Origin of the sequence: Enterococcus sp., from assembly GCF_032555305.1 — a bacterium.
Lineage (GTDB): Bacteria > Bacillota > Bacilli > Lactobacillales > Enterococcaceae > Enterococcus_A.
Genome location: NZ_JAWGOQ010000008.1, coordinates 47,980 through 74,162 on the forward strand (window position 1 = coordinate 47,980; position 26,183 = coordinate 74,162).

The following is a 26,183-nucleotide window of genomic DNA, read 5'->3' on the forward strand; positions in this document are numbered from 1 at the left end:
TCTCAATAAAAAAAGCATTTCCTAAATATTTGAGTTTTTAACTTGATAAATTTAAATGAGAATGTCTGATTTGACCAATTCAAGTCTGTCCCGGAAACAACGAGAACCTGAGCTGTCAGCTAGCTCAGGTTCGATGATTCCTTTTTAGAAACCCACGAAAAAAATTTATCTTCGCATGAATACCATTCTACTAGTCTTGCTAAAGCAAGAAGTAGAACTGGCACTTTTAGTCCATTGATTCTTCGTAAAAGCGTCCCATGATTCGGACGTTTTCTGAAATACTTACGAATGCATCGGGATCATTTTCCCGCATGATTGATTCCAATACAGGCAATTCAAAGCGTGTAACCACGGTGAAAAGTACCGTCTGTTTATCGTGCTTATAGGCACCTTCCGCTTCATTAATAATGGTAATTCCCCGGCGCATCTGATCCTGAATCGCGTTCACCACTCTTTCAGGACATTTAGTAACGATCATGACCTGCATCTTCCGCTGTTTCGTGTAGAGTGCATCAGTCATTTTTCCACTCATAAAGATCGCCAAAGCAGAATAGAACATATACTGCCAGCTGAATAAAATTCCGGCCATTAGCATAATCATCACATTAAAAATGATCGAGATCGATCCGACCGAAGAGCCTGTTCGTTTACGAATCACGATGCTCAGAATATCTAAACCGCCAGATGACAAGCCATTTTTTAACGCAAACCCGATGCCGACACCCATAATCGCTCCGCCGAAGATCGCACAGATAATGGGATCCTTCGTCAATGCCGTTTGGGGAATAATATGAATGAAGAATGATGTCAAGAAAACGGTAATAAAGGTGAAAATAGTAAACTTATGACCAATTTTGAACCACGCCAGGAAAAATAATGGCACATTGATCAAAAATAGAGTGATCGAGACCGGTACGGTAAAACCAAGCACCCGATGGGACAAAGTCGTTAAGATTTGTGCAAAGCCGGTTGCTCCACTGGAATAGATGTGTCCTGGCTGGTAAAAAAAGTTTACGGCAATCGCCGCTAAAAATGCATAAACAACTGCGACAGATAATCGGGTGGCATAATCGTGATGGGGCCACTCCTCTATCTTCTTTTTCATCATGTAAGGTCCGCCTCATTTCAAAATTTCACTCACATTATACGTATTTTCATGAAAAAAAGAAAGCACCTACCATGATAGCAGGTACTTCTCTTAGCATATTCTTAGAGTTATGAAAAAACGTATTGTAAGACGAGTTGACTACTCTTCAATTTTCGTTACATCAATACTCAATTCATAAAGCTGTAATGGCGAAACAGTACTTGGAGCATCAGACATTGGCTCTGCTGCTTTACCGTTCTTAGGAAAGGCAATGACTTCACGAATATTATCTTCGTTAGCCAGCAACATCGCAAAGCGATCCAATCCAAGAGCGATCCCGCCGATTGGAGGGAATCCATAATCCAATGCTTCTAATAAGAAGCCGAATTGTTCATTGGCGCTTTCACGAGTGAAGCCTAAAGTTTCAAAGACTTGTTCTTGCAGCTCACGTGTATTGATACGCAATGATCCGCCACCTAATTCATAACCATTCAAGACGATATCGTAAGCTTGCGCGTAAACTTTTTCTGGATGATCCTTTAAGTTCGAGATATCTTTTTCCATCGGCATGGTAAACGGATGGTGTGCAGAGACATAACGTCCTAATTCTTGGTCAAATTCAAATTGTGGCCAATCAACAACCCATAGATAGTCAAAGCGATCTTCATCAATCAAGCCTAATTCTTTTCCAACTTTCGAACGAACCGCACCTAAAGCTGTTACAGCTGTTAAGAATTGATCAGCTGCGAACATCAAGACATCGCCTGCTTCAGCATTGGTCGCTTTCTTCAAGTCGTCACTGACACCGCCCATGAATTTCGCGATCGGTCCAGTTAATTCACCGTTTTCGTCAACCTTGATCCAAGCTAATCCCTTCGCACCAAATTGACCAACGAACTGACCTAAACGATCCAATTCTTTACGAGAATATTTGTCCGCCGCACCTTTCGCGTTCAAGGCTTTAACTACACCGCCATTATCTGAAGCCATGCGGAATACTTTGAAATCTGTAGCAGAGGCAATGTCTGTCACATCGATCAATTCCATATCAAAACGTGTGTCTGGTTTGTCTGAGCCATAACGTTCCATCGCTTCATCCCAAGTGATCCGTGGGAATGGCAACGTCACTTCAACACCACGTACATCCTTCATGACTTGTGCGATCATTGCTTCGGTGTATTCTTGAATCTCTTCAGCCGTTAAGAAGCTGGTTTCAATATCGATTTGTGTAAATTCTGGCTGACGGTCGCCACGCAAGTCTTCGTCACGGAAACAGCGAACGATTTGATAATAACGGTCAAATCCAGCTGTCATTAATAACTGTTTTAAAATTTGCGGTGATTGCGGCAACGCATAGAAGTGTCCCGGATGAACACGTGAAGGAACCAAGTAATCACGGGCACCTTCTGGTGTAGATTTAGCTAAATAAGGTGTTTCAATATCTAAGAAATCATTGTCATCTAAGAAACGACGAACCGATTGGGTCAAACGATGACGCATCATCAAATTTTGAGTCATCTTCGGACGACGCAAGTCCATATAACGATATTTCAAGCGAACTTCATCGCTGATATTTTGATCATCTTCAATAGAAAACGGCGGTGTTTTGGCACTATTCAAAATAGTGATTTCTTCACCTTTTACTTCAAAGTCACCAGTACTCATTTTTTTGTTTACGGCACCTGCATCACGACGGATCACAGTTCCGGTAATTTCAACAACGAATTCGCTACGGCATTGATCGGCAACTTCCCAAGCTGTTTTTGATTCTTCAGGATTGAAGACCACTTGCACAACTCCTTCGCGGTCACGGAGATCGATAAAGATCAAACCGCCTAAATCACGACGTTTTTGCACCCACCCTTTTAATGTTACTTTCTGATCCAAATACTCATCGGACACGCGTCCGCAGTAGACTGTACGTCTAGCCATTTTTCCATTCCTCCATTTTTTAAGTAATCTACCTTGTTATCAGTAGTATTTATTTCGATTAATCAATCTTCGGCATCGTCATTTCATCATAGATCGCCGCGAAATCTTCGTAGATATCAACTAATGGGAAGGCTTTTTCTTCCCGTGTCGCTGAATCCTTCACGTTGATCACGCCTTTTTCCAGTTCGTCTTCGCCTAATGTTAGGACAAGCTTTGCGCCTTCCTTATCAGCGGTTTTGAATTGAGCTTTCGCTTTTCTACCCATGAAATCCCGATCAGCAGAAAAACCAAAGCCGCGAATCGCTTGTACGACCTTCAATGTTTCCATATTAGTTGCTTCACCAAGACCGACAACATACGCATCCAAGCTTGATGAATCAGGAATCAATACATCTTCTTGTTCCAGCGTTAATAAAATACGCTCGATTCCCATCGCGAATCCGATCCCCGGTGTTTCTGGTCCGCCTAGTTCTTCGACTAGACCATCATAACGGCCGCCGCCACAGATTGTCGTTTGCGCACCCATACCCGGTGCATCACTCATGATTTCAAAAATCGTGTGATTGTAGTAATCCAGTCCACGAACCATGCGGTGATCAATTTCATAAGAAATATCCAGATACTCCAAAGTTTTCGTTACGCCTTCGAAGTATTCCTTCGCATAGTCGCTCAAATAATCCAAAATACTTGGCGCATTCGCGACGATCGGTTGATCTTTACGGTCTTTACTATCCAACACTCGCAACGGATTCTCATGTAAACGACGACGTGAATCCTCGCTCAATTCTTCTTCATGAGCTTCAAGATAAGTAATCAATGCTTGACGATAGTTTGCGCGAGTTTCCTTATCTCCCAAGGTGTTGATGACTAGACGCAGTTGATTGATTCCTAATTGCTTGAAGAAATCCATCGCCATCGCCATAACTTCCACATCAAGACTCGGGTTTTCACTACCAAAGGCTTCGACACCGATTTGGTGGAATTGACGCAAACGACCTTTTTGCGGACGTTCATAGCGGAACATTGGGCCAGTGTAATAGACCTTGTAAGGTTTCTTAAATTCCGGTCCGAATAATTTATTTTCAACATACGCACGCACGATTGGCGCAGTTCCTTCTGGACGCAGTGTCACATGACGATCGCCTTTATCACGAAAGTCGTACATTTCTTTCGATACGATATCCGTTGTATCCCCTACACTGCGGGCAATCACCTCATAGTGTTCAAAGATTGGTGTACGGATTTCTTGATATTGATAGTCATTGAAAACTAAGCGAGCCGTCTCTTCGACAAACTGCCATTTTTCACTTTCTCCCGGTAAAATATCATTAGTCCCTTTTGGTCGCTGATAACTCATGGTATATCTCCTTTTAATGTATTTAATTTGTCATAAAAATTGTTCTGCTAATTCTTCCTCAGTTGATGTTAAGTGTGTGATCGGCAGCTAGCTCATCATCTAGGAAAGTCATTTTTCGAAAACTGCGAAAAGTGGCACTGGCAGCTAGCTCGTATTAATGGAAGTTCATTTTTCCAAAAAACCGGAAAAATGAGCTTATTCTCGTACGCATACCATTCTACTAATCTTGCTAAAGCAAGAAGTAGAACTGGCAAAAAAGCCCTTGCTCAACTGAACAAGGGCGAAAATTGTCGCGGTACCACCTATTTTTTAAAAGAGTTGTCCTCTTTTTCTCTAGCAATTAACGCTTGCGTAACGGAGTGGCTTTGCACGCACTCATCTCCAGACTGTCTTTCAATTACTTTTCACGAAATTGCTTTCAGCCAAGGCAATTTTTTCTGTACGTTTTTTTGTAATTTACTGGTTCCTTCGTCGATATTTCATAGATGTTTTTATCTCTTATTAAGCTACTAGAAATAGCCTTGAAAGTCAAGTGATTTCCCGCTTTAAAAAGATTTGTTGCGGAAACTTTTCTTCTATTATATAGTTTATATCAGCTTTGACCGAATTTACAATTTTCACAGAATAGTTGCTCATTATAATCTACCCCAATCAATTTCATCAACATCGGTAAAACCACTCTCATCTTTTTCGCGTCTCTTAACAACATCCAAAGTACCTGTTTGTTCAAGAAATAGCGTTTCTTGAATTGCTCTCCAATCATCTAATCCAATAAGCACAGCGTTGTTATCGCTACGTTCACTTATAATTTCTATTTCTGTGTGATTCTCATTTACCTCTTTCAATAATTTATAGAAGTTTTTTTGTGCTGTACTTGGATTTATGACAATCTTTGCCATACCTATTCCTCCATTACTTTATGCATTAATCATAACGTACGCAATTAAATACGTCACTGCTTTATAACAGTAAATTGTTTTTATCTTCTTTGCCTTTACTCGAAGACCGCAATCTCCTCAAGTAAATCAACAAAACTGAATAGTCGCTTTTTTTAAAGCTTTCACTTACACTTTAATAGTAAACATGAGACTATTTATTAAAGGAGCGAATGCGCAATGTCAGATGTACGAATTGGAAAATCACGCGTTTATGCTAGTGATCTAGGATTAGGAACAAATGCTGTCGGCGGACACAATCTCTTTCCGAATTTAGATGATGAAACTGGAAAAGACGTCATTCGTGCGGCTATCAACAACGGAATTACCGTGTTGGATACCGCTTTTGCCTATGGGTATGGGCGATCAGAAGAATTGATCGGGGAAGTGTTGCAGGAACCTGAATTTGACCGTTCACGCATTATTATTGCAACGAAAGCTGCTCACGATCCAGAAAATGATTACAAATTTAATAACTCGCCGGAATTTTTACGAAAATCTGTTGAAGATGCTCTGCAAAGACTGCAAACCAACTACATTGATATTTTTTATATCCATTTTCCAGATGAAGCCACTCCGAAAAATGAAGCAGTGGCGGCATTACATCAACTAAAAGAAGAAGGAAAAATCCGTGCAATTGGGGTTTCGAACTTCTCATTAGAACAACTAAAGGAAGCCAATCAAGAGGGCTATGTTGATATCGTTGAGGAACGCTACAGCTTGATTCATCGTGAACTTGAACAGGAGCTTTTCCCTTATCTAAAGGAAAAGAAAATTAGTTTTGTTCCATATTTCCCACTAGCTTCTGGCTTACTTACTGGAAAATATACGAAAGAGGACCACTTTGAAGAATCAGATCCAAGAAGCAAAAGACCAGATTTCAATGGCGAACGCTTCACAGAGATCGTTGAAAAAGTCGATCAATTAAAACCAATCGCGAAAAATTACGACGCGACTGTAGCACAATTAATACTTGCTTGGTACATGAAGCATCCGCAAATTGATGTGGTCATTCCTGGGGCAAAACGACCAGAACAAGTCGAGGCAAATGCTAAAGCCGTCGATATTCGATTGTCGAACGAAGATTACGATTCCATCGATCAACTATTTAAATAGAAGAAACAGAGCATGAATTATTCTTCCAATGCTTATTGAAAAAAACTCCAACCAGCATCTATATAGATAATAAATGCTGGTTGGAGTTCTTTTGCTGCTTGAATGCACTATCCTTCATTCCTATATTATTAACTACCATCTATTTTTACGCGACCATCTGTTCAATTCTTCCACTAATTCATACACATACGTTACAGGGAATTGATTCGCTGGTGTTGTCCCTTGGGAATAGAAACTGGTCAGCCTTTTCGCATTTTTTATTGCTGTATTTTGATAGTCCTTTAATAGGTAATACGTCTCAGAATCATTCTTTCTGTACTGTCTATTGAATCTTCTCGAAAATTCTTGATTCAGCGTTCTGATATATTGCTTTCTATTTAACTGAGACTGCAAAAATTGAAAATGGAGGATATACCAAAGTTCAAAGGACTCATTACTATAGGCTAATTTAAGCCCATTACTCTTGGCTTTTTGACAGGCATTGTTGAATTGTCGAGCCTGAAAACTGTCCTTATCAAACACGCACCAAATTTCATCGTACTCATCTTTATATCGAAGCGCTTCATCAACAAGTGTTTCTGTATTCTTCCCTGTCCCCTTAACTTTTACACTTACAGAATAAACATCAAAAGAATCAAAATATAGTGGCTCCGTTTTTTCACCTTCGCAAACAATCAAAATACTTTTGTTTTCTTCAACAGAATTTCTATCGATATCTCTCTTAAATGCATGAAATTTGTTTTTCGAAGCCATTACAGTACCTCCGAATCACTACTAAATACTTCATCGATAATATGAGATTTGATTATTGGGATTGCTCCATATTTTCCTTTCAAATAATTCTTATCATATTTTTCATCTTTTCTGACAACCTCTCCTTTAAATTTATAGTTGGATAACGCCGTCAAATGGCTGGCCTCGAAAGAATCCTTCTCTGTGAACCAAATCTGATCTCTTCTTAAGAGATTATCACCTAAAACAGTTGCGTTGTGAGAGGTCATGATTAATTGCGCTCTACTATTCTTCTTAGAATTAAAAAGAGATAGAATGTATTTTGTCATCAATGGGTGTAACTTGGCATCAATTTCATCAATAAATAGAACCTTGTCATTTTCTAATGTATCAATTAACGGTCCAGCAATTTTAATGAACTCATTCGTTCCTGAAGACTCATATATCTCAGCATCGAATTTATGCTTTCCGACAATATTCCCCTCATTATCATAGACATTGTGTTCAGAAATTAACCTATTGATATCTAATTCAATTTGACTAAGAAGTTCCTCTGGAAAATCCTCCATGGGAGTATCAGTGAAATCAACATCTCCAGCTTTAACAACTTCTAAGTTATTGATATTTAAATCTGCAATTTCAAGCATCTCAAGAATTTTTTTCTTAAGTAATTTGTTCCCTTTTTTTAAGGCAATCTTTGTAAAGTCTACTCTACCTCCACCTAGTCCATGAATGATGTTCACATCATTTCTAATGTAGTCAACAATCCATTCAGCAAAGTCTGTATTAGTGGTGGCAAGAATTGTCAGAAACAATGACTTGCTATTGGTCATATTAAATTTTATTTCTGTTTCTTGTGGTTCAAGTCTATCGTGATCATATTGAGACAATTCTTGGTTCTCTCTAAAAAAAACTAGAGCCTCATCCATATACAACCATTCTTCTTGTATGCTTTTCCTGTCTATTGAAAAACCGTATCTGATAATTGTATCGTCTAATAAGAAAGATAATTCTAAAATAGTATTTTCATGTCGTGTTTGCGCGTTAAGCGCAAAGGACAATTCAGCAATATTCCCTTCATTTTGGGATTCCTTTAAAGAATTCATAATAAATCTCTTCATGAACCCAATCGCTGCTAACAAATTACTTTTCCCACTAGAGTTTGCACCAAAAATACTTGCCGACTTGAGCAAATAGAAATCATCTTTAACGACTTCGATTCTATTTTCTGGAAGCTCACTCAATTTATTTGATGAAACCATACTAAAAACCTGTTCATCTTTAAAAGATAAAAAATTTTTCACTTTGAATTGTATTAGCATAAAATCACTCCTCCGAGTTTTTTTCTCGACTAATTAAATACTACCACAATTTTCTACAGACAAAAAGCTTAAAAGATCAATCCTGTCGAGTTTTTTTCTCGTAATGTATGATTTTTATTTTGCTCTTTCATTTACAACATTTTTACTTTTACCCTCTAGGAAGGCGGCAAAATTATCAACGGCAATTCCCATTAATCGTTCCCGCGTCTCTAGTGGTCGCCAAGCGATATGTGGTGTGATGAAACAGTTCTTGGCAGCTAATAGAGGATTATCCTCAGCCATCGGTTCGCTTGAAACCACATCAACACCTGCCGCGAAGATTTTTCCTTCATTTAAAGCAGTTGCGACTGCTGCCTCATCCAATAAACCACCGCGTGCAGTATTCAGCAAAATGACGCCATCCTTCATCTTGGCAATTGATTCCCGATTAATCATTTCCTCTGTATCAGCTGTTTGTGGAACATGCAAACTAATAACATCTGATCTTTGATAAAGTTCTTCTATAGATACCTGCTGTGCCCATTCAGCTTGAGGCTCCTTTGAACGATGATTCCAATAAATCACTTCCATGTTAAAGGCATGTGCAATCTTAGCCGTTGCTTGCGCTATCTCACCATACCCGATCAATCCCATTGTTTTTCCCTGTAATTCCATTAGAGGTGTTTTTTGATAGGTAAAATCATCACTTCGTTGCCAATCACCTTGATGAACTGATTCATTGTGGACGCCCACTTGATTGGCTATTTCTAGTAAAAGTGCAAACGAAAATTGAGCAACTGCGTCCGTCCCATATGCCGGAATATTCGTGACAGGAATTCCGCGCTTGCCAGCCGCCTCAATGTCCACAACATTGTAGCCAGTCGCAACGACTCCGATGTATTTCAAGTTGGGAGCTGCCGCTAATACCTCTTCATCAATCGGAGTTTTATTTGTCAAAATAGCTTCCGCTTCACCAATTCGCGAAATAATCTCCTGCTTGTCTGTAAAAGACGTTCGATCATAAATCGTCACGTCGCCATATTTTTCAAATCCTTGCCAGCTTAAATCTCCTGGATTTAGTGCATAACCATCTAGTACAACAATTTTCATAGTTTGCCTCCATTTCCGATGCTTTTATAAAACAATAGCATTGGAAATCAGTTGCTGTAAAGAAAATCATTTCATTTAACTCGTTGCTTGTTAGCTTTATTAAATCAAGAAGGACTGATAGCTCGAATTATCTGAGTATATTTTTAAGACCAAAATTGTTTTTATTCAAATAATTGATCACTGTGAATTCTCTCCCCATACCAACGTTGGATTTTTGATGGGGAGAAAATTAGGTCATTTATATATTACTTTCTTTTTTTCTTCACGCTGAACTGCTCTAGCAGCTTACGCTTTTGCTTGCTGTATTTTTTCTTCGCTCCAGGTTCTGCCTCTGATTTCGATACGATCTCCGGTTCCTTACTGATTTCTTCCATTATTGGTTTGGGTATCTCCTCGGGTTCACGAATGATCTGCTCACTCTCAGAAATATCAGGCTGTTCTTCAACTTCTTCGAATTGAATATCCTCTAATGTCGCTCCTTCAGGCAGGTTCGCCATAAGCGTCGCGAGGATTTCTTCTTCAGACATCGTCGCAGGATCAATCATTATTTCGACAGATTGCTCTTCATCAGGTTGTTCGATGCTTTCCACTGATTCTGTCTGAATAGCAGCAGCTGCGGGCATCACTGCTGTTGCTTCTTCTGGTAAAACGCTAGCCGCAACCGCTTCTTCTGACGCTTTGGCAGACTTATATACTTCACCTGTCGGCTCTTTGGTCCTATCAAAAATTGTTGTTTCTATTTTCTCAACGAATTTCGCACCGATCACTTTTTTGAACAGACTGACTCCGTCTTTTTTAAATAGGTCCAGTGTTGTCATTTGCTCTAACAACGCTTTGATTTCCTCTGCTGGTTTATTACGATCTGGATCTTTCAATTTCCATGTATGTTTTCTGCCTTCGCTATTTTTAAATACTGCTTCTAAAGTTAGCATATTTATCTTCCTTTCGATTTTTAAAATTGTACGATTCTTTTCCGTCTTTTCCCGCATCTTCGTCATGAACTTGCTAAACCTTTTAAGGGCTCATCGACAAAATGGGTATATAATTGCGTATGCTTTTCAGCGATAAATGTTTTGATGGGAAATAATCTATGAACGACTAATGACCAGTCTTTTTGCTCGAAGTAGTTTTGGAAGTAAATAGAATAGCGGCGTAAATCGCGTGAGGTTGTTCGTTGAAGAAATATTTTGTGTACTAGCTCTGTCAGCACAAAGCTAAAATCATCATTGGTTAATTGATCACGAACCTGCAGCGCTAACAGGTACTTGATCGTCGCTTTTTCGTCGCGAGTTTGCTGATAATAAGTGCGAATTCGTTTTTCCAAAGTTCTACGTTGTAAGCGAAACAATTTTTGAGGGCTCAATAATTGGTCATTCATCTGGTTTTCCTCCTTCCATTTTTAATGATCTTGACGATTTCAAGATAGCGCTTTCTGAAATGGGTTTCAAACCAATTAATTAAAGATATTTTAAATTTAGTGTATAGATAATGCATAATTAATATTGCAATGCTATTTCACCAACAAAATGGACATGGTGAAATAATGACATATTTATAAACATTATTTTTTAATAACAAAACAATAATACTAACAAAAAGCTACTGAGTCTTGATCGTTGACTAACATACGGCCTAATAGTTTGATAGATCAACTTTCAATGATTTATTCAAGTATACCTTTGCTTTATAATTAGATGTGAGTATACATCCAATTGTAGGGTTATCCTTCTTAAACTATTATTGTGAAAAAATTTGAAAGGGTGGATTTTTTTGAAGAAATTATTTTTGATGAGACATGGTCAGACTTTGTTCAATCTTCGGGGGAAAATTCAAGGGCATTGTGATTCCCCACTAACTGAATTGGGCGTAGATCAAGCTCGTAAGGCAAGAGATTATTTTATTGATGAAAAAGTTCGTTTTGATGCGGCGTATTCTTCTACTCAAGAACGAGCTGTAGATACTGCTGGAATAGTCTGTGACTATTTGAAGATCGATTCAATAAAAGGCTTGAAAGAATGGAATTTTGGCCTGTTCGAGGGAGAAGTGAGCTCTTGAATCCTAAAATCAAAGATGGGGAAACTTCTTATGGTGATTATTTTGTCGATTATGGTGGAGAATCAGCTGATGCAGTCCAAGATAGAATGAATGCCACTTTATTAGAAATAATGGAGAATGCGGAGGGAAACAATATCTTATGTGTTAGTCACGGAGGTGCGATGTATAGATTTATTCAAAAATGGCTGTCTCAAGATCAGATTGAAACGATTCTTTTTACTAACTGTTGCGTTCTCATGTTTGATTATGAAGATGGTAAATTTTCTTTCGTACAGTCCATTAACCCTAATGATGATTAGAATTTTGATCGTTAGTTAACAACGATCACGCAAAATGATGTGGTCGTAATTTGCGGGGCAGCTAGCTCACTAGTAAGGTTGGCATTTTTCTAAAAACCAGAAAAATGACTTCATCTTCGTACGCATACCATCCAACTAAACATCTCTATCAATATCCAATATAAATAACTAAATAGCCAGTCCAACTTTGAGCACTGCGAAAAGTTGGACTGACAAATCGAGCCTGAACTGGTCAAATGTCTTTGACTGGTTCAGGCTCTAAGAATATAACCGCACAGATCAACCTTTTTGGGAAACCAAATTCCCGACCGTCCTGCTTACTGGTGGCTGATTGATTAAACAGTAATTGCAAAAACTCATTTATATAAAAGTGATTCTGTAGCGGATTCCTCAAATTAATATGCGCGTGCGATCCAAACAGTGTGTTTCGCAGGCTTTCCACTAACGATGTCGACTGTTTTTTCAACAGGCGGGTTAAATGGAATGTTTCGTGTCGTGAAGCCAGTTTCTTCTTTGATCTTAGCTTCTGTTTCTTCTGTACCATCCCAACCAATCAATACAAATCCTGGGATTTCTCCGGCTTCTTTCGATTTTTCGATATGAGCTTTCAACTCATCTAGTGTATCAATATCTGTATGTTCATTCTCTCCGTAGCGTTTTTGCGCGCTTTCGAATAAACGTTTTTGCATAACATCAAGTTGCTCAGTAATGTAGTCTTCAATGCCATCTAGTGATACTGATTCTTTGTCGTCTAGATCACGCATTTTGATTACGGCTTGGTTATTTTCTAAGTCACGCGGTCCGAATTCAACTCGTAATGGGGCACCCTTTAGTTCCCACTCATTGAATTTGTATCCTGGTGTATTATCAGTGGTATCAATACGAACGCGCAGATCTTTTGCCGCTAATGATGCTTTTAATTCTTTCAAACGATCTAGAATCGCAGGGTTCTTTTGCCAAGGACCAACTGGAATCAAGATTACTTGTGTTGGCGCTACTTTTGGCGGTAATACTAATCCTTGTTCATCACCATGAACCATGATCAATGATCCAAGCAAACGTGTAGAAATCCCCCATGAAGTTGTATACACATGTTCATGTTCGTTGTTGCGGTTCAAGAATTTGATATCAAAGGCTTCCGCAAAGTTCTGACCAAGATAATGAGACGTTCCTGCTTGGACGGCTTTTCCGTCACGCATCATTGCCTCTACAGAATAAGTATCTACGGCACCGGCAAAGCGTTCTGACGGTGTTTTTTGTCCACGATAAACTGGAATAGCTAAGGTATCTTCAATCAATGTCGCGTAGGCTTCTAGCGCACTCATTGTACGTTCGCGTGCATCTTTCTCAGACTCATGGGCCGTATGTCCTTCTTGCCACAAGAATTCTGAGGTACGTAAGAACGGCATCGTCTTTTTCTCCCAACGGAAAACGTTTGCCCATTGGTTGATTTCATAAGGAAGATCACGATAAGAATTGATCCAGTTAGAGAAGGCATCTCCGATCAGTGTTTCAGATGTCGGACGTAATGCATAAGGTTCTTCTAACTCTTCATCTCCGACTTTTGTCAGCCATGGTAATTCTGGAGCAAATCCTTCAACATGTTCTTCTTCTTTTTCTAGGAAATGCTTAGGGATCAGCATTGGGAAGTAAACGTTACGGATATCTTGAGATTTCAACCATTTATTAAAGTCCTCTTGAATATGTTCCCATAATTCCCAACCATCAGCTTTAAAAATAATACAGCCACGAACGGGTGAATAATCCATTAAATCCGCTTTTTGAATTGTTTGTAAATACCATTTTGAAAAATCTTCTTTTTGTAAGTTAGTCATCCATGCATCCTCCTAAAAATAAAAATAAAAAAACCGTTCCATCCCTACATAATTGTAAGGACGAAACGGATAATTTCGCGGTACCACCTTGCTTGGTCAATCTTTGTTGACCCAACTTTCAGCTCCAATAACGCTGGAGTCGCGTGCTGCTTTCACAGCAATCAACTTTGGTAGGTTCATAAATCTCAGAGGGCGTGTTGATCTTTCAGACGGTGAATCAACTCTCTGCTGCCGATAAAATTTATTACTATTCCAAATGCTTACCACCATATTAAAGACTTCTCATCAAAAATGCAAGCCCAAATTTCAAATTTTTTTCTAATCTTCTGGAACGTAGCGTTCTTCTAGGCGACTCATCCACCAGCCAAGAGCGGCACCTAAAACACATAAAACCGCACAACCAAGGAATCCAAGTATGCCGATTCCGCTATAATCAGTCGGTACAATCATGACCGTCGAAGCAAAAACAATCCCTAAAATAAAATGATACATCGGTGCATAGTAACGACTGAATACCCAGTCCATCACTTTTGATAGACTTAATACGGTCACTAACCCGCCAATTCCGATCGGGATAATCACACCCATATCGATGGTTTTGAAGCCATCAGCCATCGCCTTATACATTCCCATATAAACCAAAAAGTTCGAAGGGCTAAGTCCAGGAACAATCAAGCCAAGCCCAATCAAAGCTCCAGCGATCATCCAAGTAAAGAAATTTTGATCGACTGTGCCAAAGAGACTTGAACCTTTCCATAAGAATAAGAAACCAAGAACAAAACTAACAGCGATAATAACATAATCCTTTGTTCCCCGCCCTTTTTTTCCAGCTTCTTTCCATAACGCAGGAACGGTTCCGATGATACAACCGACAAAGAACCAAAGCATAATTGTTTCAAATTCACCCAATAAGAAGCTGACGGCGAATGAAAGAACAAATACACCTGCTAATCCACCTAATCCTACAGGAATGAAAAATAACACGTTTTCCTTAAAATTTTTCGTGATGTGGGCTAAAAATGAAATAATGCGTTCATAAATACCGAACACTGCTGCCAGTGCGCCACCGCTGACACCAGGTAAAATAAATCCTGAGCCGATGAACATACCTTTGATGAAGCGTAAAAACCAGTCGCTTTTATTCGGCTGTGTAACTTTTTCGTTTTCCATAAAAAAATAAGTCCTCCTAATTCTTTTCAAAAGAATCTATTTTATAAATAAAAGTAGAATCCTTCTCGGGCCAATCGACTCTCTTCAAAAAGAGAGCAAATCAGCACTACCTTAGCCAGTGTAACGATAAAAAGAAAGGGGCGCAAGACCATCCAAGGGCCATCCATCTAAAACTTAAAGAAAGTTTTGAGAATTTAACGACTTTGTTCTCATTTTTTAATGATTAATGAGTTTTTTCTGCGCAATCAGTTAGTTTCACTTTACATTCCTGAAGATAAGCGGATAATTTAGGTAGGCGCTTTCAAAGTGCGAATCAATTCATTAGGAGGTCATCTATGTATTTAGCAAATGAACACCGTTATGAGAAAATGGCTTATCGTCGCTTAGGCAACTCGGGATTGAAGCTTCCTGCAATTTCTTTAGGATTATGGCACAATTTTGGTGATGTCGATAATTTGGATAACCAGCGAGCGATTGTACGCGCAGCCTTCGATCATGGGATCACCCATTTTGACTTAGCAAATAATTACGGTCCACCGGCTGGTTCTGCTGAAATCAATTTCGGTCGTATTTTAAAAGAAGACCTGCTGCCGTATCGCGATGAGCTGATTATCTCATCGAAGGCTGGTTACTACATGTGGCCGGGACCTTATGGTGAATGGGGATCAAGAAAATACATCATTGCCAGCTGTGAGCAAAGCTTGAAGCGAATGGGACTTGATTATGTAGATATTTTCTACTCTCATCGTCCAGATCCCGACACACCGCTAGAAGAAACAGCATTGGCTTTAGACCACTTGGTTCGCCAAGGAAAAGCCTTGTATGTCGGGGTTTCAAATTATTCCGCTGAACAAACGGCTGAGATCGCCAAAATTTTCCACGATCTAAAAACACCATTTGTCATTCACCAGCCGCGCTACAATATGTTCGACCGCTGGATCGAGGACGGTCTGACAGATGTTTTGACAGAAGAAGGTATCGGCGCAATCACCTTCAGTCCTTTAGCACAAGGAATGCTGACCAACCGTTACTTAAATGGTATCCCTAACGATTCCCGCGCGCATCGTTCTGACAGCCCATTTCTTACAGAAGAAAATGTCCAATCGACGATCGATGTCGTCAAACAATTGAACAGCATCGCAGAAAAACGCGGACAAACATTGGCTGAAATGGCATTGGCGTGGAATTTGCGTCAGCCAACAGTGACCAGCGTCTTGATCGGGGCTTCTCGTGTCAGTCAATTGGAGGATAATCTGAAAGCCTTAGACAACTTAACATTTAGCACAGATGAATTGAAACAAATTGATGATATTTTGTCGAAGTTAACAGCTAAATAGAAAAAAAGGATTCGAAGTTCAGCAACACGTGAACTCCGAATCCTTTTTAAATTTTGTCATATACCGACTCCAAATACTCATTTCTCTCTTCATCAGTCAGATGCTTGACATACCCTAAATGATGCCAAGAAATATTCCGCATGCCGACGTCTTCTAAAGTGGTCGTCAGCTGATGCTTATAGCTGCGGGTACAGCGTTTCTCCAGGCTTTCCGTCGGCTGGTCAGAGGTCGTAAAAACAACGACTGACTCGATCGACAAAAGCGGCTGGATGCCATTTCCACCATCAAAAAAAGCGAATTCATTTAGCAGCACCTTATCAAGAAAGCCCTTTAAACTTGCTGGTGAACAATACCACCAGATTGGAAAGATCAAGACCAGCTGGCTTGTTTCTCGCAGAATACTCATGTAGTGCAAAACCAAAGGATCTAAAACCGATCCGCTTTGATATCCTGCCAGCTCTTCTTCGGTCATGACTGGATTAAAGCCGTCTTTATTCAGATCGATTACTTGATAAATTTTCTGATCCTGCTCCAAACCTGTGGTCAATTTGTTCAAGATACCATGATTGAAACTTTCCTTCCACGGATGATCAATAATCAATGTCGTTGTCATGTCAACCTCCTCTAACCCTTTTTATCAAAAATAGCACAAATTCATTGCATTTTGATTTCAGTTTGATTTCAAACAAGCTAAGAACATGATAAAGTTAAGTTATCTTCCTAAAAGGAGCTAATACATGAATTATATTCCCAACATAATAACAATTTTTCGTATCTTAGCTTCACTAATCATCCCTTTCGCGGCGGATTCTTTATTTTTTCCTTTGTACTTTTTCGCTGGGCTGACAGATATTCTTGATGGCTGGCTCGCTAGGAAAATGAATTGGACAAGCAGCTTTGGAACGCTGTTAGACAGCATCGCAGATTTGATTTTCTTTATTGTGGTGGTGGTAAAGATCATTCGGTCAATCACACTACCCGCCTTTCTGCTTTGGGGTGCTCTCGCAGTCGTCATTATTCGCTGTATCACGTATTTGATCGGCTTTTTTCGTTTCCGACAGTTTGCCAGCCTGCACACCTATTTAAATAAGTTGACTGGTCTATTACTATTTCTATCGCCAGTCATCTTATTGATTCTGCCAATCAATCCTTTCGGCATCGTTCTTTTGCTCTGTGGAATTTTATCATCAATCGAAGAACTATTGATCGTCTCGACCACAAAAAAATTAGATAAAAATAGCGCAACTTTTTTTCATAAAAAATAAACTGTCTCATTGCAGTCTATTTTTAAACTAGGTAAACTAGTAGTAGGAATTGCGCGCGTAATGACTACCTTATCATGAAGTTAGGAGGTGGCCCTCATGGCAAATGAGGATCAAAAAGATTTCAACGCAATGATGAACGAAGATAAAGGAATGCCGAAGATGCAGATCGTGACGGATGAAGCGACGATCAAGCGCTACGGCGGAACAAAAATGTACTTTGCACCCCCATTGGATTATGATGCACTTATGAAAAAAATCCCTTATGGCAAGGTCATCACGACTGGTGCCATCAGAGATTATTTGGCTAAGCAAAACGATGGCGACTTCACGGAGCCTATCACAGCTGGCGCATTTATCTCCATTGCAGCTTGGGCCAGTGAACAGCGCGACACCGATTTAACGCCTTATTGGCGAACCCTAAAAAATAAGGGAGAGATTAATCCAAAATTTCCTGGCGGTGTCGAAGCACAGATTGAAAAACTCGAGGCTGAAGGACACACGATCGTTCGTCGGGGCAGGAAAAATTTCCGTTTTTATGTTGAAAATTTCGAAGAATCCATGTATGAATTGTAGCCGTTTTCACATCGAAAACGGTTTTTTTATTGCACTTTTTTGCGCACTTTTTTTGCGACTATTCCTTGAAACCAAGCCCTCAAAGGCTTTCTCGCGGCGGACTTGAAAGTACATATTTTTATTATATATTTTCACCGGGGGATTCGATAAAATTATTGATAGGATAGGATTCTTGTGTGGTTTTCGACACACCAGCAGAATCAACCAATAGGCTATTTCGAACAGGAGGAAGACGATGGAGATTAGTGAAGATACTCTCGCAGATTATTTACTTCAGCGAACCGCGCTTTTTGATAAAACTAGTCCCCTCATCGTGACTGCTCTTTCTAATGAAAAGGACAAATACGTTGATGGCTATTTGAATTATCTTTACACACTCAAACAAGGAAATAGAAAATACGTTGTGAAACATTCTAAGAAGACGATTTCCAGCGGTATATCCCTAGCTCCGATCGATCCAAAACGGAATTATTTGGAGTATATGACCTATCAATTACGAGCTGGCTTAGCTCCTCAGATGGTTCCTGAGACATATTACGCCGATCCAAATGATCATCTTTTTATCATGGAGGATCTCTCCTACCTGACTGTTTTGCGTTTTTCATTGTGCCGCGGTGATGTGCTTCCACGATTAGGCAAACAGGTGGGCGAATATCTGGCTCGAACGCATGTGGCAACTTCTAAAATGAAACTGCCGTCTGATTATTGGCGCGCCTTGACAAGTTATTTTAAAAACACTGATATGCGGCTGATTATCACAGATTTTATTTTGAAGCCGCCAGAAGGTCTAGCTAAGGATCTAACGCCCTATCAAAAAGCACTGCGGGATATTTTAGACACTATTCTGCAGGAGCCCACAACAAAGCACGATTGGGATAATTTGATTGCGCGCATTTCTAGTAAGGATGAATGCTTGATCCATGGGGATTTCCATTCCTCCAATGTTTTTGTTTCGCAAAACTCATTTAAAGTGATCGATATGGAATATACGATGACGGGACCTTTTTCCTATGATATCGGCTACTTTTTAGCCAATATCCTTTCTCAGTATGCAGCTTTTAGTATTCGAGGAAAGGACTCGATGTGTACCTTCCTGTTGCAGGTCATTCAGGATACGTATAAAACTTATTTCAGTTATTTTTCTGCTCATATGCCTGGTGATCATCAGGAACGATTTTTAGAGATTCTGCAAGACTCCTTAGGTTACTTAGCGATGGCCAATATCAATCGAGTCTCGCATCTAGGTGAATTTCCTGATTTTGATTGTCTGGATAATTCTAAAGCTGAATTTTTAGCTAAAGGACTATCCATGATGTTGGCACAGAAATTATTTAACAATCGGCTACAATTAACAACGCCGGAACAGGCCTGTGAACTGATTACAACCACCCGGGATAACTTTTTACGACAACTGATCACCACGAATGAAAACGCTCTTATTTTATCTTAAAGAAATGAGGAACGAGTATGCTATTGGATCAAATCACATCGGCCGGTATCGTTGGCTGCGGCGGAGCGGGCTTCCCTACTGCTGTAAAGTACAATACGAAAGCAGAGTACTTTATCATCAATGCCGCGGAGTGCGAGCCGCTCCTGAAGACAGATCATTATGTGATGAATCACTACGCAAATGAATGTGTGCAAGCGATCACAGCTGTAGGGAAATTATTAGAAGCAGAACATATCGTGATCGCTACAAAAGAATACTATACAAAGGAAATCAATGCTTTAGAAAACGCCATCCAAGCACAGAATGCGCCTGTCACGGTCTTCAAAATGAAGAATTTTTATCCAGCAGGTGATGAGCAGATCATGGTGTTTGAAGTAACTGGACGAACCGTTCCGCCTGGGGGCATTCCGATCGAGGTTGGCTGTGTCATTTCCAATATCGCGACGATGCTGAATGTTTATCAAGCGCAGCAAGGAGAAAATGTCACCCACAAACTGTTAACAGTCACTGGCGCGGTCAAAGAGCCCAAAATCTTGGAAGTTCCGATCGGTACTTCCTTTGATGAATGTCTAGCTTTGGCGGGCGGTGCTACGATCGATGATTTTATGTTCATCAATGGCGGACCCATGATGGGCAAAACTGGAACAAAAGAAGATTTTTCTCAACAAGTCGTTACTAAGACAACCTCCGGCATTATTATCATGGAAAAACGCGATTTTATTTATGAGCTGCTTGAAAAAGAAATTCCGCAAATGATCAACAAAGCCCGCTCTTCTTGCATTCAATGTCGTTTGTGTACGGAACTTTGTCCACGATATCAGATTGGTCATCCGATCCACCCTCATCGCGTGATGCGCCATCTGACGATCACTGATATCCCAGATGATATTGACGATGATCCAATTTGGAAGGAAGCGCTCCTGTGCTGTGAGTGCGGTATCTGTGAAACAATCGCTTGTCCGATGGGGCTTTTACCACGGCAGGTCAATAAATATGTTAAACAACGCTTAGCTGAAAAAGGCATTCGTTATCAAAAAGATGATAAGCCGCTGACTCCTACGTTAATGCGGGAATATCAACAGGTTCCGCCAGTGAAAATTTTACTGAAGGATGGACTGAAACAATACGTCGATCTAAAAGTCGAAGAGCTGCTGAAGCATGAAACGAGCAGTGTAACGATTCCATTAAAAATGCACATCGGAGCACCTTGCGAGCCAGTCATTCAAGTCGGCGATCAAGTGAAGGCCGGTGACCTGATCGGCAGAAAGCCTGAAAAAGCTTTAGGCGCAGATATTCATGCCAGTATCAATGGCACTGTGACAGCAGTAACCACCAGCATTACTATTGAAAGAAGGGACAACTAATGAAAGTAATGGATACTATCGGATTTTTAGAGTTAAACAGTATCGCTAAAGGAATCGAAGTCGTTGACTACATGCTGAAGGCCGCTGATGCAACCCTAATCATGGCACGGGCAAGTTGTCCTGGTAAATACTACATCATGATCTGCGGACAAGTCGCAGCCATCGAACGTTCGATGGAAGTCGGGGTTGAGATGGGGGGACGTTATGTCGTCGGTGAATTGCTGATTCCTCGGATCAATCCATCGGTAATACAAGCGATTAACATGGCAACCGTTCCAGAAAATGTCCATGCAGTCGGAGTGTTAGAATACTATTCTGCGACAGGATCAATCATCGCAGCTGACTTTGCTGTCAAAGCAGCTGATGTTGAGCTTTTAGCGATTCAGCTCGGTACCGGAATCGCTGGGAAATCTTTTGTCGTACTAACCGGAGATGTCGCCGCAGTAAAGGCGGCGGTTGAAGCAGGAGCAAATGGTGCTCGCGATCAAGCGATGCTTATCAATAAGATTGTCTTATCCAATCCTCGTCCCGAGTTGATTGACAGTCTGATGCAATAGAAAAAATAGGCTGGGAATTCTTTCTTGAATTCCCAGCCTATTTTTTCTATTCTTATTAAATCAAATTGTAGGTGTCTCTAACAATCATTAATTCTTCATTCGTTTCGACAACTAATACTTCCACTTTAGACGCCTCCGTACTGATCCTCATGCTGCCCTGTTGATTCTGACTTTCATCAAGCTGAATGCCAAAGAAGGTCATATTCTCGCAAATCCTCTCGCGAATGATCGCAGAATTCTCCCCGATCCCAGCGGTAAAAATTAGTACATCAAGGCCATCTAACTCGGCAGCATAAGCCCCAATCGTCTGCTTGACCCGACCAGTAAACATGTCCAGAGCAAGTTGCGCTCTTTCGTTACCATTCTCAGCTTCACTAATGATATCTCGCGTATCACTACTGAACTCTGTAATACCTTTAAAGCCTGATTCGCCATTCATCAGCTTATCCATGTCATCAGCCGAAAGATTTTTTTCCTTTTGTAAAAACGGAATGATTGATGGATCAATGTCACCACAACGTGTCCCCATCATTAATCCGGCCAACGGCGTGAAGCCCATTGAAGTAATGACCGATTTGCCGTCCTTAATACCGCAAATGCTCGCACCATTTCCCAAATGACAAGAAACGATTTTTAGCGACTCCAGAGGCTTGCCGAGAAAGCTTGCCGCTTCCGAAGCGACAAACTGATGACTGGTTCCATGGAAACCATAGCGTCGTACACTGTCTTCTTCATAGAAACGATAAGGCAATGGATAAACGTAATTCTTTGCTTCCATCGTCTGATGATAAGACGTATCAAAAACGGCAACCTGTGGACAGTCAGGTAGTTCTTTTTGCAGCGCTTCGATCCCAACCACGTTTACGGGATTGTGCAAGGGCGCTAGTTTCCCTAGATCCTTGATCTTTTTTAATGCTTCCAGATTGACCAAACTAGATTTTTTGAAATCTTCACCGCCATGAGCAACGCGATGCCCGACGCCTGCAAGCTCCTGTAAACTCATTAAAATCTTTCTATCCAGTAAAAAATGTAGTAGGAAATTAATGGCATCCTCGTGTGTTTTTCCTTTAATGGTTGTTTTGACTTTCTCATCCTTCATCGAATAAGAAAAACCCATCTCCTCTTCTAATCCGATTCGCTCAAATAAGCCCTTTACCAGCAACTCTTCTTCCGGCATTCCAAATAATTGAAATTTTAATGATGAGCTGCCGGCATTGATCGACATGATTTTGTTCGCCATATTTTTCCTCCTTACTTATAGAAAATCCGTCTGTCTCATAAAACGACAGACGAATTCATTGTAATAATTCTTTAGATAATTTATCCTAGAGCCTTCACTAATAGGGTCGCAATACACGCACCAATAATTGGTCCAACGATCGGGATCCATGCGTAACCCCAGTTTGCGTCGCCTTTATTTGGAATAGGCATCAACGCGTACATCAACCGTGGGCCAAAGTCACGACAAGGGTTGATGGCATATCCTGTAGTTGATCCTAGTGACAGACCAATACCGATCAATACGAAGACAAGCATCAATGGTTGCAAACCAGGAGGAATATCAGCTGGCATTAATTGAATCGCTAAAACGAAGAAACAAGTAGCAATGATTTCACTAACTAAGTTTAATGCTGTGCTTGGAATTGCTGGTCCAGTAGCAAAAATTCCAACGCTGTTTCCTTCTTCAACCGTAGTGTTTTGGAAATGCGGCCAGAAGTGGATCGCTGCTATCAACGCTCCGACAAACGCTCCGCCGACTTGAGCTAAAATAAATGGTGCTACCTGCCCCCACTCAAAGGAGCCGGCAACGGCGAAACCAATCGTTACCGCTGGATTCAAGTGCCCTGGAGAACCGAAATGTCCACTGGATAAAACGCCCAGCATAACCGCAACACCCCAGCCCATTGCAATATACAACCAGCTAGCTCCGACACCTTTTGCCAAGGTACCTTTTAAATTGACTGAACAACCAACACCTGAACCAAAAAGAATCAGAACAACCGTACCAAAAAATTCACCAAATACAGGACTATTCATAATGAGACCTCCTTATTCTTTTTATAGTGCTTTTGCAGAAAAACCAATTTGACTTTCGCGACATACACCTGACAATCTGTTTCTCTCCCTTTACCTATAATTATAAAGTTTTTTCTGCCTTTAAAGTTGTAAAATATTGTCAGGTGAAATGATTATTTTATGATGTTTCGATAAATCTCTTTAATTTCTTCCATCGAAAACTGAATCGGATTGGTCTTAAATGTCGTATCATTTAATGCATTTTTCGCAATCACATCCTCAGCCAACAGAGCAGCTTCTTCTTGAATCCCAAAGCTGCTTAACTTGATAGGTGCTTTGCATTCAATTGCTAGCTGCTGAACAGCTTGAGCCAGATTTGAAACCGCCAGATGATCAGGTAAACTTGGTGGACAAATCCCTAGTTTCCGTGAAATTCTTGCATATTCTCTTCTTGTCTCCTTATTCCTGCTATTCGCCTCAATCACATATGGCAGCAGCATCGAATTGGCTAACCCATGAGGAACTTTAAAGTTTGCCCCGACCTGATGGGCGATTGCATGACAGACACCCAGGCCAGCTGCATCAAACGCCAATCCAGCCAAGGTAGATGCCTCATGCATTTGCACTCGCGCATCCAGCTCCTGTCCCTGATTCACACAAGTTGGTAAAAACTTAAAAACCAGCTCTGTTGCTTTTTCGGCTAACGCATTTGTATAATTCGTTCGATTGATTGAAGCGATAGATTCGATCGCATGAGTCAATACATCTAGCCCACTGAATGCTGTAACTGAAGGTGGGCTAGACATGACTAGGCTAGCGTCCAAGATTGCTTCATGAGGAATGATCGCCTCATGAAAAATCGGATACTTTATTTTGTTTTGTGTGTCCGTGATAACCGAAGCGCTGGTTACTTCTGAACCCGTTCCGCTTGTAGTCGGAATGGCAACAAACCGTTTCACTTTATTGCCCGTCGTTCGTTTGTAGAAGAACAACATCGCCTTAGCTGTATCGATCGCTGATCCACCACCAACTGCGATGACCACAGTTGGTTGATGTTGGGTCATTCTTTCAATACCATCCACGACCGTTTCAATCGGAGGATCAGGGATGATATCGGAATAAATCTCTACTGTATTTGTCCGTTTTACATACCCCAAAATCCGTTTTAAGCTGTCGGACTCAGCTAGATAGGGATCGCATACGAAGCAGAGGTTTTCTTTTTCAAATTGCTGCAGCCGTTCCAGACTGTTAAATCCAGAATATATTTCTGGCTTCATTGACCATTTTTTCAAAAGAATCCCCCTCTCTAACGAATTGAAAACCCATCAGTCAGAACACAACGACGTTTCCGTGCAAAATCTCGGGCAGATGTTGTACACTCACCTGTTGGTGTTGCGATCGTAAATGTTGTTGGACCTTCACCACCGAAGCCTAAGCCCGCAAATGAAGAACCATTTTTAACAAAAATCGATGTTTGGAATTTCTTAGCGGCAATATTCATCCGTCCAACATTTTGAGAATGCATCGTTGCCGTATGATGTCGCCGATTTTCGATTTGTAAAGCGGTCGTTAATGCCTCATCAAAATCATTCACTGTTACGACTGGCAGAATCGGCATCAGCATTTCCTTCACCACAAAAGGATGAATCTTATCAGCCCGTAAAATGATCACGCGAACATCAAAATCAACCTTGATTCCCGCTTCAGCTAAAATATAGTTGGCATCCTTCCCGATAAATTTACGGCTCGGAGCGCCATTTTCCATGATCGTCATTTCTACCATCTTTTGAATCACGGCTTCATCTTGAACGAGGTAGGCACCATTTTTTTCCATTTGTAGAATTAAATAATCTGCTACCTGTTCCACAACGACGACGCTTTTTTCAGCCGTACATAAAATATTATTGTCGAATGAGGCGCCAATCACGATATCTTTCGCTGCTTTTTCGACATTTGCTGTCTCATCGACTAAGGATGGAGGATTTCCTTCACCAGCTGCAATGACTTTTTTCCCACTCTTCATTGCTTGGCGTACCACGCCCGGTCCGCCAGTAATAGCCAATAATGGCACATCCGGATGGACCATCATTTCTTGAGCTGCTTCGATCGAAGGTTCAGCAATTGTAACGATCAGGTTTTGAATGCCGCACGCTTCATAAACCAGTTCATTCATTTTGCTAACGACCCAACGAGAAATCTTTTTTGCTCCAGGATGAACACTGAAGTAAACAGCGTTACCTGCCGCCAGCATCCCGATCGAATTGCAGATCACTGTCTCAGCTGGATTCGTACTTGGTGTCACTGCTCCGACCACACCATAAGGCGATAATTCGTACAAGGTCATCCCATTATCACCAGTCAAGGCTTCCGTTCTCAGATCTTCTACACCTGGGGTTTTATCCAAAACTAATTGCAGTTTTTGGAGCTTGTCTTCGTAACGCCCCATCCCTGTTTCTTCTAAAGTATCACAAGCAATCTTTTCAATATGCGGCTGCATGCCGCAGCGGATTGCATTGATCACTTTTCTCCTTGTTTCTAGTGTTTGATTTTCATAACATTCTTGGGCAAATTTTGCCGCATGAATTGCTTCTTCAACGGTCTCAAAAACACCAAATTCCTTTGTTGGAGATGTTGTTGCTTGAGCTTCCTGAAGAATTTTTTTGATCACTTCTTTTATTTCTTCTTCACGCAT

Annotated in this window: 23 protein-coding genes and 1 pseudogene; 8 read left to right on the forward strand and 16 right to left on the reverse strand. The window is 40.6% G+C overall.

All coding sequences use genetic code 11. The features are described 5' to 3' along the window. Positions 1–226: 226 nt before the first annotated feature. The 4 genes from E6139_RS07870 to E6139_RS07885 form a co-directional block, all read right to left on the reverse strand. Positions 227–1,105, reverse strand: coding sequence for a YitT family protein (locus E6139_RS07870; RefSeq protein WP_316402601.1), 879 nt, complete (start codon positions 1,103–1,105; stop codon positions 227–229). A gap of 141 nt (positions 1,106–1,246) precedes the next feature. Continuing rightward, positions 1,247–3,019 (reverse strand): aspartate--tRNA ligase, encoded by a 1,773-nt coding sequence (gene aspS, locus E6139_RS07875; RefSeq protein WP_316402507.1) that lies wholly within the window; start codon positions 3,017–3,019, stop codon positions 1,247–1,249. 58 nt (positions 3,020–3,077) lie between these two features. After that, complete coding sequence (hisS, locus tag E6139_RS07880; RefSeq protein ID WP_316402508.1) at positions 3,078–4,376, reverse strand: histidine--tRNA ligase; 1,299 nt, start codon at positions 4,374–4,376, stop codon at positions 3,078–3,080. Between the two features lie 635 nt (positions 4,377–5,011). After that, positions 5,012–5,275: a type II toxin-antitoxin system Phd/YefM family antitoxin gene (locus tag E6139_RS07885; protein WP_316402509.1), complete on the reverse strand. Its 264-nt coding sequence runs from the start codon at positions 5,273–5,275 to the stop codon at positions 5,012–5,014. Positions 5,276–5,491: 216 nt separating this feature from the next. On the opposite strand from E6139_RS07885, the gene E6139_RS07890 reads away from it, so the two are divergent. Further along, the gene (locus E6139_RS07890; protein WP_316402510.1) at positions 5,492–6,427 is read left to right on the forward strand and encodes an aldo/keto reductase; all 936 of its coding nucleotides are present in this window, start codon (positions 5,492–5,494) and stop codon (positions 6,425–6,427) included. A gap of 132 nt (positions 6,428–6,559) precedes the next feature. Here the strand turns inward: E6139_RS07890 and E6139_RS07895 are convergent, their stop codons facing one another. From E6139_RS07895 to E6139_RS07915, 5 genes are all read right to left on the reverse strand, one after another. Beyond that, positions 6,560–7,180, reverse strand: coding sequence for an RloB family protein (locus E6139_RS07895; RefSeq protein WP_316402511.1), 621 nt, complete (start codon positions 7,178–7,180; stop codon positions 6,560–6,562). Then, positions 7,180–8,481 carry an ATP-binding protein gene (locus E6139_RS07900; RefSeq protein ID WP_316402512.1) on the reverse strand — a complete coding sequence of 434 codons (1,302 nt, stop codon included), beginning with the start codon at positions 8,479–8,481 and terminating at the stop codon, positions 7,180–7,182. Before E6139_RS07900 ends, E6139_RS07895 begins: the two co-directional genes overlap by 1 nt. 114 nt (positions 8,482–8,595) lie before the next feature. Further along, positions 8,596–9,570, reverse strand: coding sequence for a D-2-hydroxyacid dehydrogenase (locus E6139_RS07905; RefSeq protein ID WP_316402513.1), 975 nt, complete (start codon positions 9,568–9,570; stop codon positions 8,596–8,598). 245 nt (positions 9,571–9,815) lie between these two features. Then, a complete protein-coding gene (locus E6139_RS07910) occupies positions 9,816–10,502 on the reverse strand; it encodes a DUF2922 domain-containing protein (RefSeq protein WP_316402514.1) in 687 nt (228 codons plus the stop codon). Positions 10,503–10,564: 62 nt separating this feature from the next. Continuing rightward, positions 10,565–10,948, reverse strand: coding sequence for a hypothetical protein (locus E6139_RS07915; RefSeq protein ID WP_316402515.1), 384 nt, complete (start codon positions 10,946–10,948; stop codon positions 10,565–10,567). 386 nt (positions 10,949–11,334) lie between these two features. On the opposite strand from E6139_RS07915, the pseudogene E6139_RS07920 reads away from it, so the two are divergent. Continuing rightward, positions 11,335–11,924, forward strand: a pseudogene (locus E6139_RS07920) (histidine phosphatase family protein). A gap of 395 nt (positions 11,925–12,319) precedes the next feature. Here E6139_RS07920 and proS read toward each other — a convergent pair. Further along, positions 12,320–13,759, reverse strand: a complete 1,440-nt coding sequence (proS, locus tag E6139_RS07925; RefSeq protein WP_316402516.1) for a proline--tRNA ligase — start codon at positions 13,757–13,759, stop codon at positions 12,320–12,322. A 318-nt stretch (positions 13,760–14,077) separates the two neighbouring features. Next, the gene (locus E6139_RS07930; protein ID WP_316402517.1) at positions 14,078–14,929 is read right to left on the reverse strand and encodes a DUF368 domain-containing protein; all 852 of its coding nucleotides are present in this window, start codon (positions 14,927–14,929) and stop codon (positions 14,078–14,080) included. Between the two features lie 335 nt (positions 14,930–15,264). Here E6139_RS07930 and mgrA point away from each other — a divergent pair, with 335 nt between their 5' ends. Next, entirely contained in the window at positions 15,265–16,266 is a 1,002-nt protein-coding gene (gene mgrA / locus E6139_RS07935; protein ID WP_316402518.1) for an L-glyceraldehyde 3-phosphate reductase, read from the forward strand. 46 nt (positions 16,267–16,312) lie between these two features. On the opposite strand, the gene E6139_RS07940 is transcribed toward mgrA, so the two are convergent. Continuing rightward, positions 16,313–16,879, reverse strand: coding sequence for an NAD(P)H-dependent oxidoreductase (locus E6139_RS07940; protein ID WP_316402519.1), 567 nt, complete (start codon positions 16,877–16,879; stop codon positions 16,313–16,315). Between the two features lie 124 nt (positions 16,880–17,003). On the opposite strand from E6139_RS07940, the gene E6139_RS07945 reads away from it, so the two are divergent. The 5 genes from E6139_RS07945 (at position 17,004) to E6139_RS07965 (ending at position 21,475) form a co-directional block, all read left to right on the forward strand. Continuing rightward, positions 17,004–17,531, forward strand: coding sequence for a CDP-alcohol phosphatidyltransferase family protein (locus E6139_RS07945; protein WP_316402520.1), 528 nt, complete (start codon positions 17,004–17,006; stop codon positions 17,529–17,531). A gap of 96 nt (positions 17,532–17,627) precedes the next feature. Further along, positions 17,628–18,104, forward strand: coding sequence for an MGMT family protein (locus E6139_RS07950; RefSeq protein ID WP_316402521.1), 477 nt, complete (start codon positions 17,628–17,630; stop codon positions 18,102–18,104). A 235-nt stretch (positions 18,105–18,339) separates the two neighbouring features. Beyond that, the gene (locus tag E6139_RS07955) at positions 18,340–19,554 is read left to right on the forward strand and encodes a phosphotransferase (RefSeq protein ID WP_316402522.1); all 1,215 of its coding nucleotides are present in this window, start codon (positions 18,340–18,342) and stop codon (positions 19,552–19,554) included. Positions 19,555–19,571: 17 nt separating this feature from the next. Beyond that, positions 19,572–20,918, forward strand: a complete 1,347-nt coding sequence (locus tag E6139_RS07960) for a 4Fe-4S dicluster domain-containing protein (RefSeq protein WP_316402523.1) — start codon at positions 19,572–19,574, stop codon at positions 20,916–20,918. Beyond that, entirely contained in the window at positions 20,918–21,475 is a 558-nt protein-coding gene (locus E6139_RS07965) for a BMC domain-containing protein (protein WP_316402524.1), read from the forward strand. Before E6139_RS07960 ends, E6139_RS07965 begins: the two co-directional genes overlap by 1 nt. 55 nt (positions 21,476–21,530) lie before the next feature. On the opposite strand, the gene E6139_RS07970 is transcribed toward E6139_RS07965, so the two are convergent. The 4 genes from E6139_RS07970 to E6139_RS07985 form a co-directional block, all read right to left on the reverse strand. Beyond that, the gene (locus E6139_RS07970) at positions 21,531–22,715 is read right to left on the reverse strand and encodes an acetate kinase (protein ID WP_316402525.1); all 1,185 of its coding nucleotides are present in this window, start codon (positions 22,713–22,715) and stop codon (positions 21,531–21,533) included. Between the two features lie 80 nt (positions 22,716–22,795). Next, a complete protein-coding gene (locus E6139_RS07975; protein ID WP_316402526.1) occupies positions 22,796–23,512 on the reverse strand; it encodes an MIP/aquaporin family protein in 717 nt (238 codons plus the stop codon). Between the two features lie 152 nt (positions 23,513–23,664). Then, positions 23,665–24,783 carry a 1-propanol dehydrogenase PduQ gene (locus tag E6139_RS07980; RefSeq protein WP_316402527.1) on the reverse strand — a complete coding sequence of 373 codons (1,119 nt, stop codon included), beginning with the start codon at positions 24,781–24,783 and terminating at the stop codon, positions 23,665–23,667. A 14-nt stretch (positions 24,784–24,797) separates the two neighbouring features. Then, positions 24,798–26,183 carry an aldehyde dehydrogenase family protein gene (locus tag E6139_RS07985; RefSeq protein ID WP_316402528.1) on the reverse strand — a complete coding sequence of 462 codons (1,386 nt, stop codon included), beginning with the start codon at positions 26,181–26,183 and terminating at the stop codon, positions 24,798–24,800.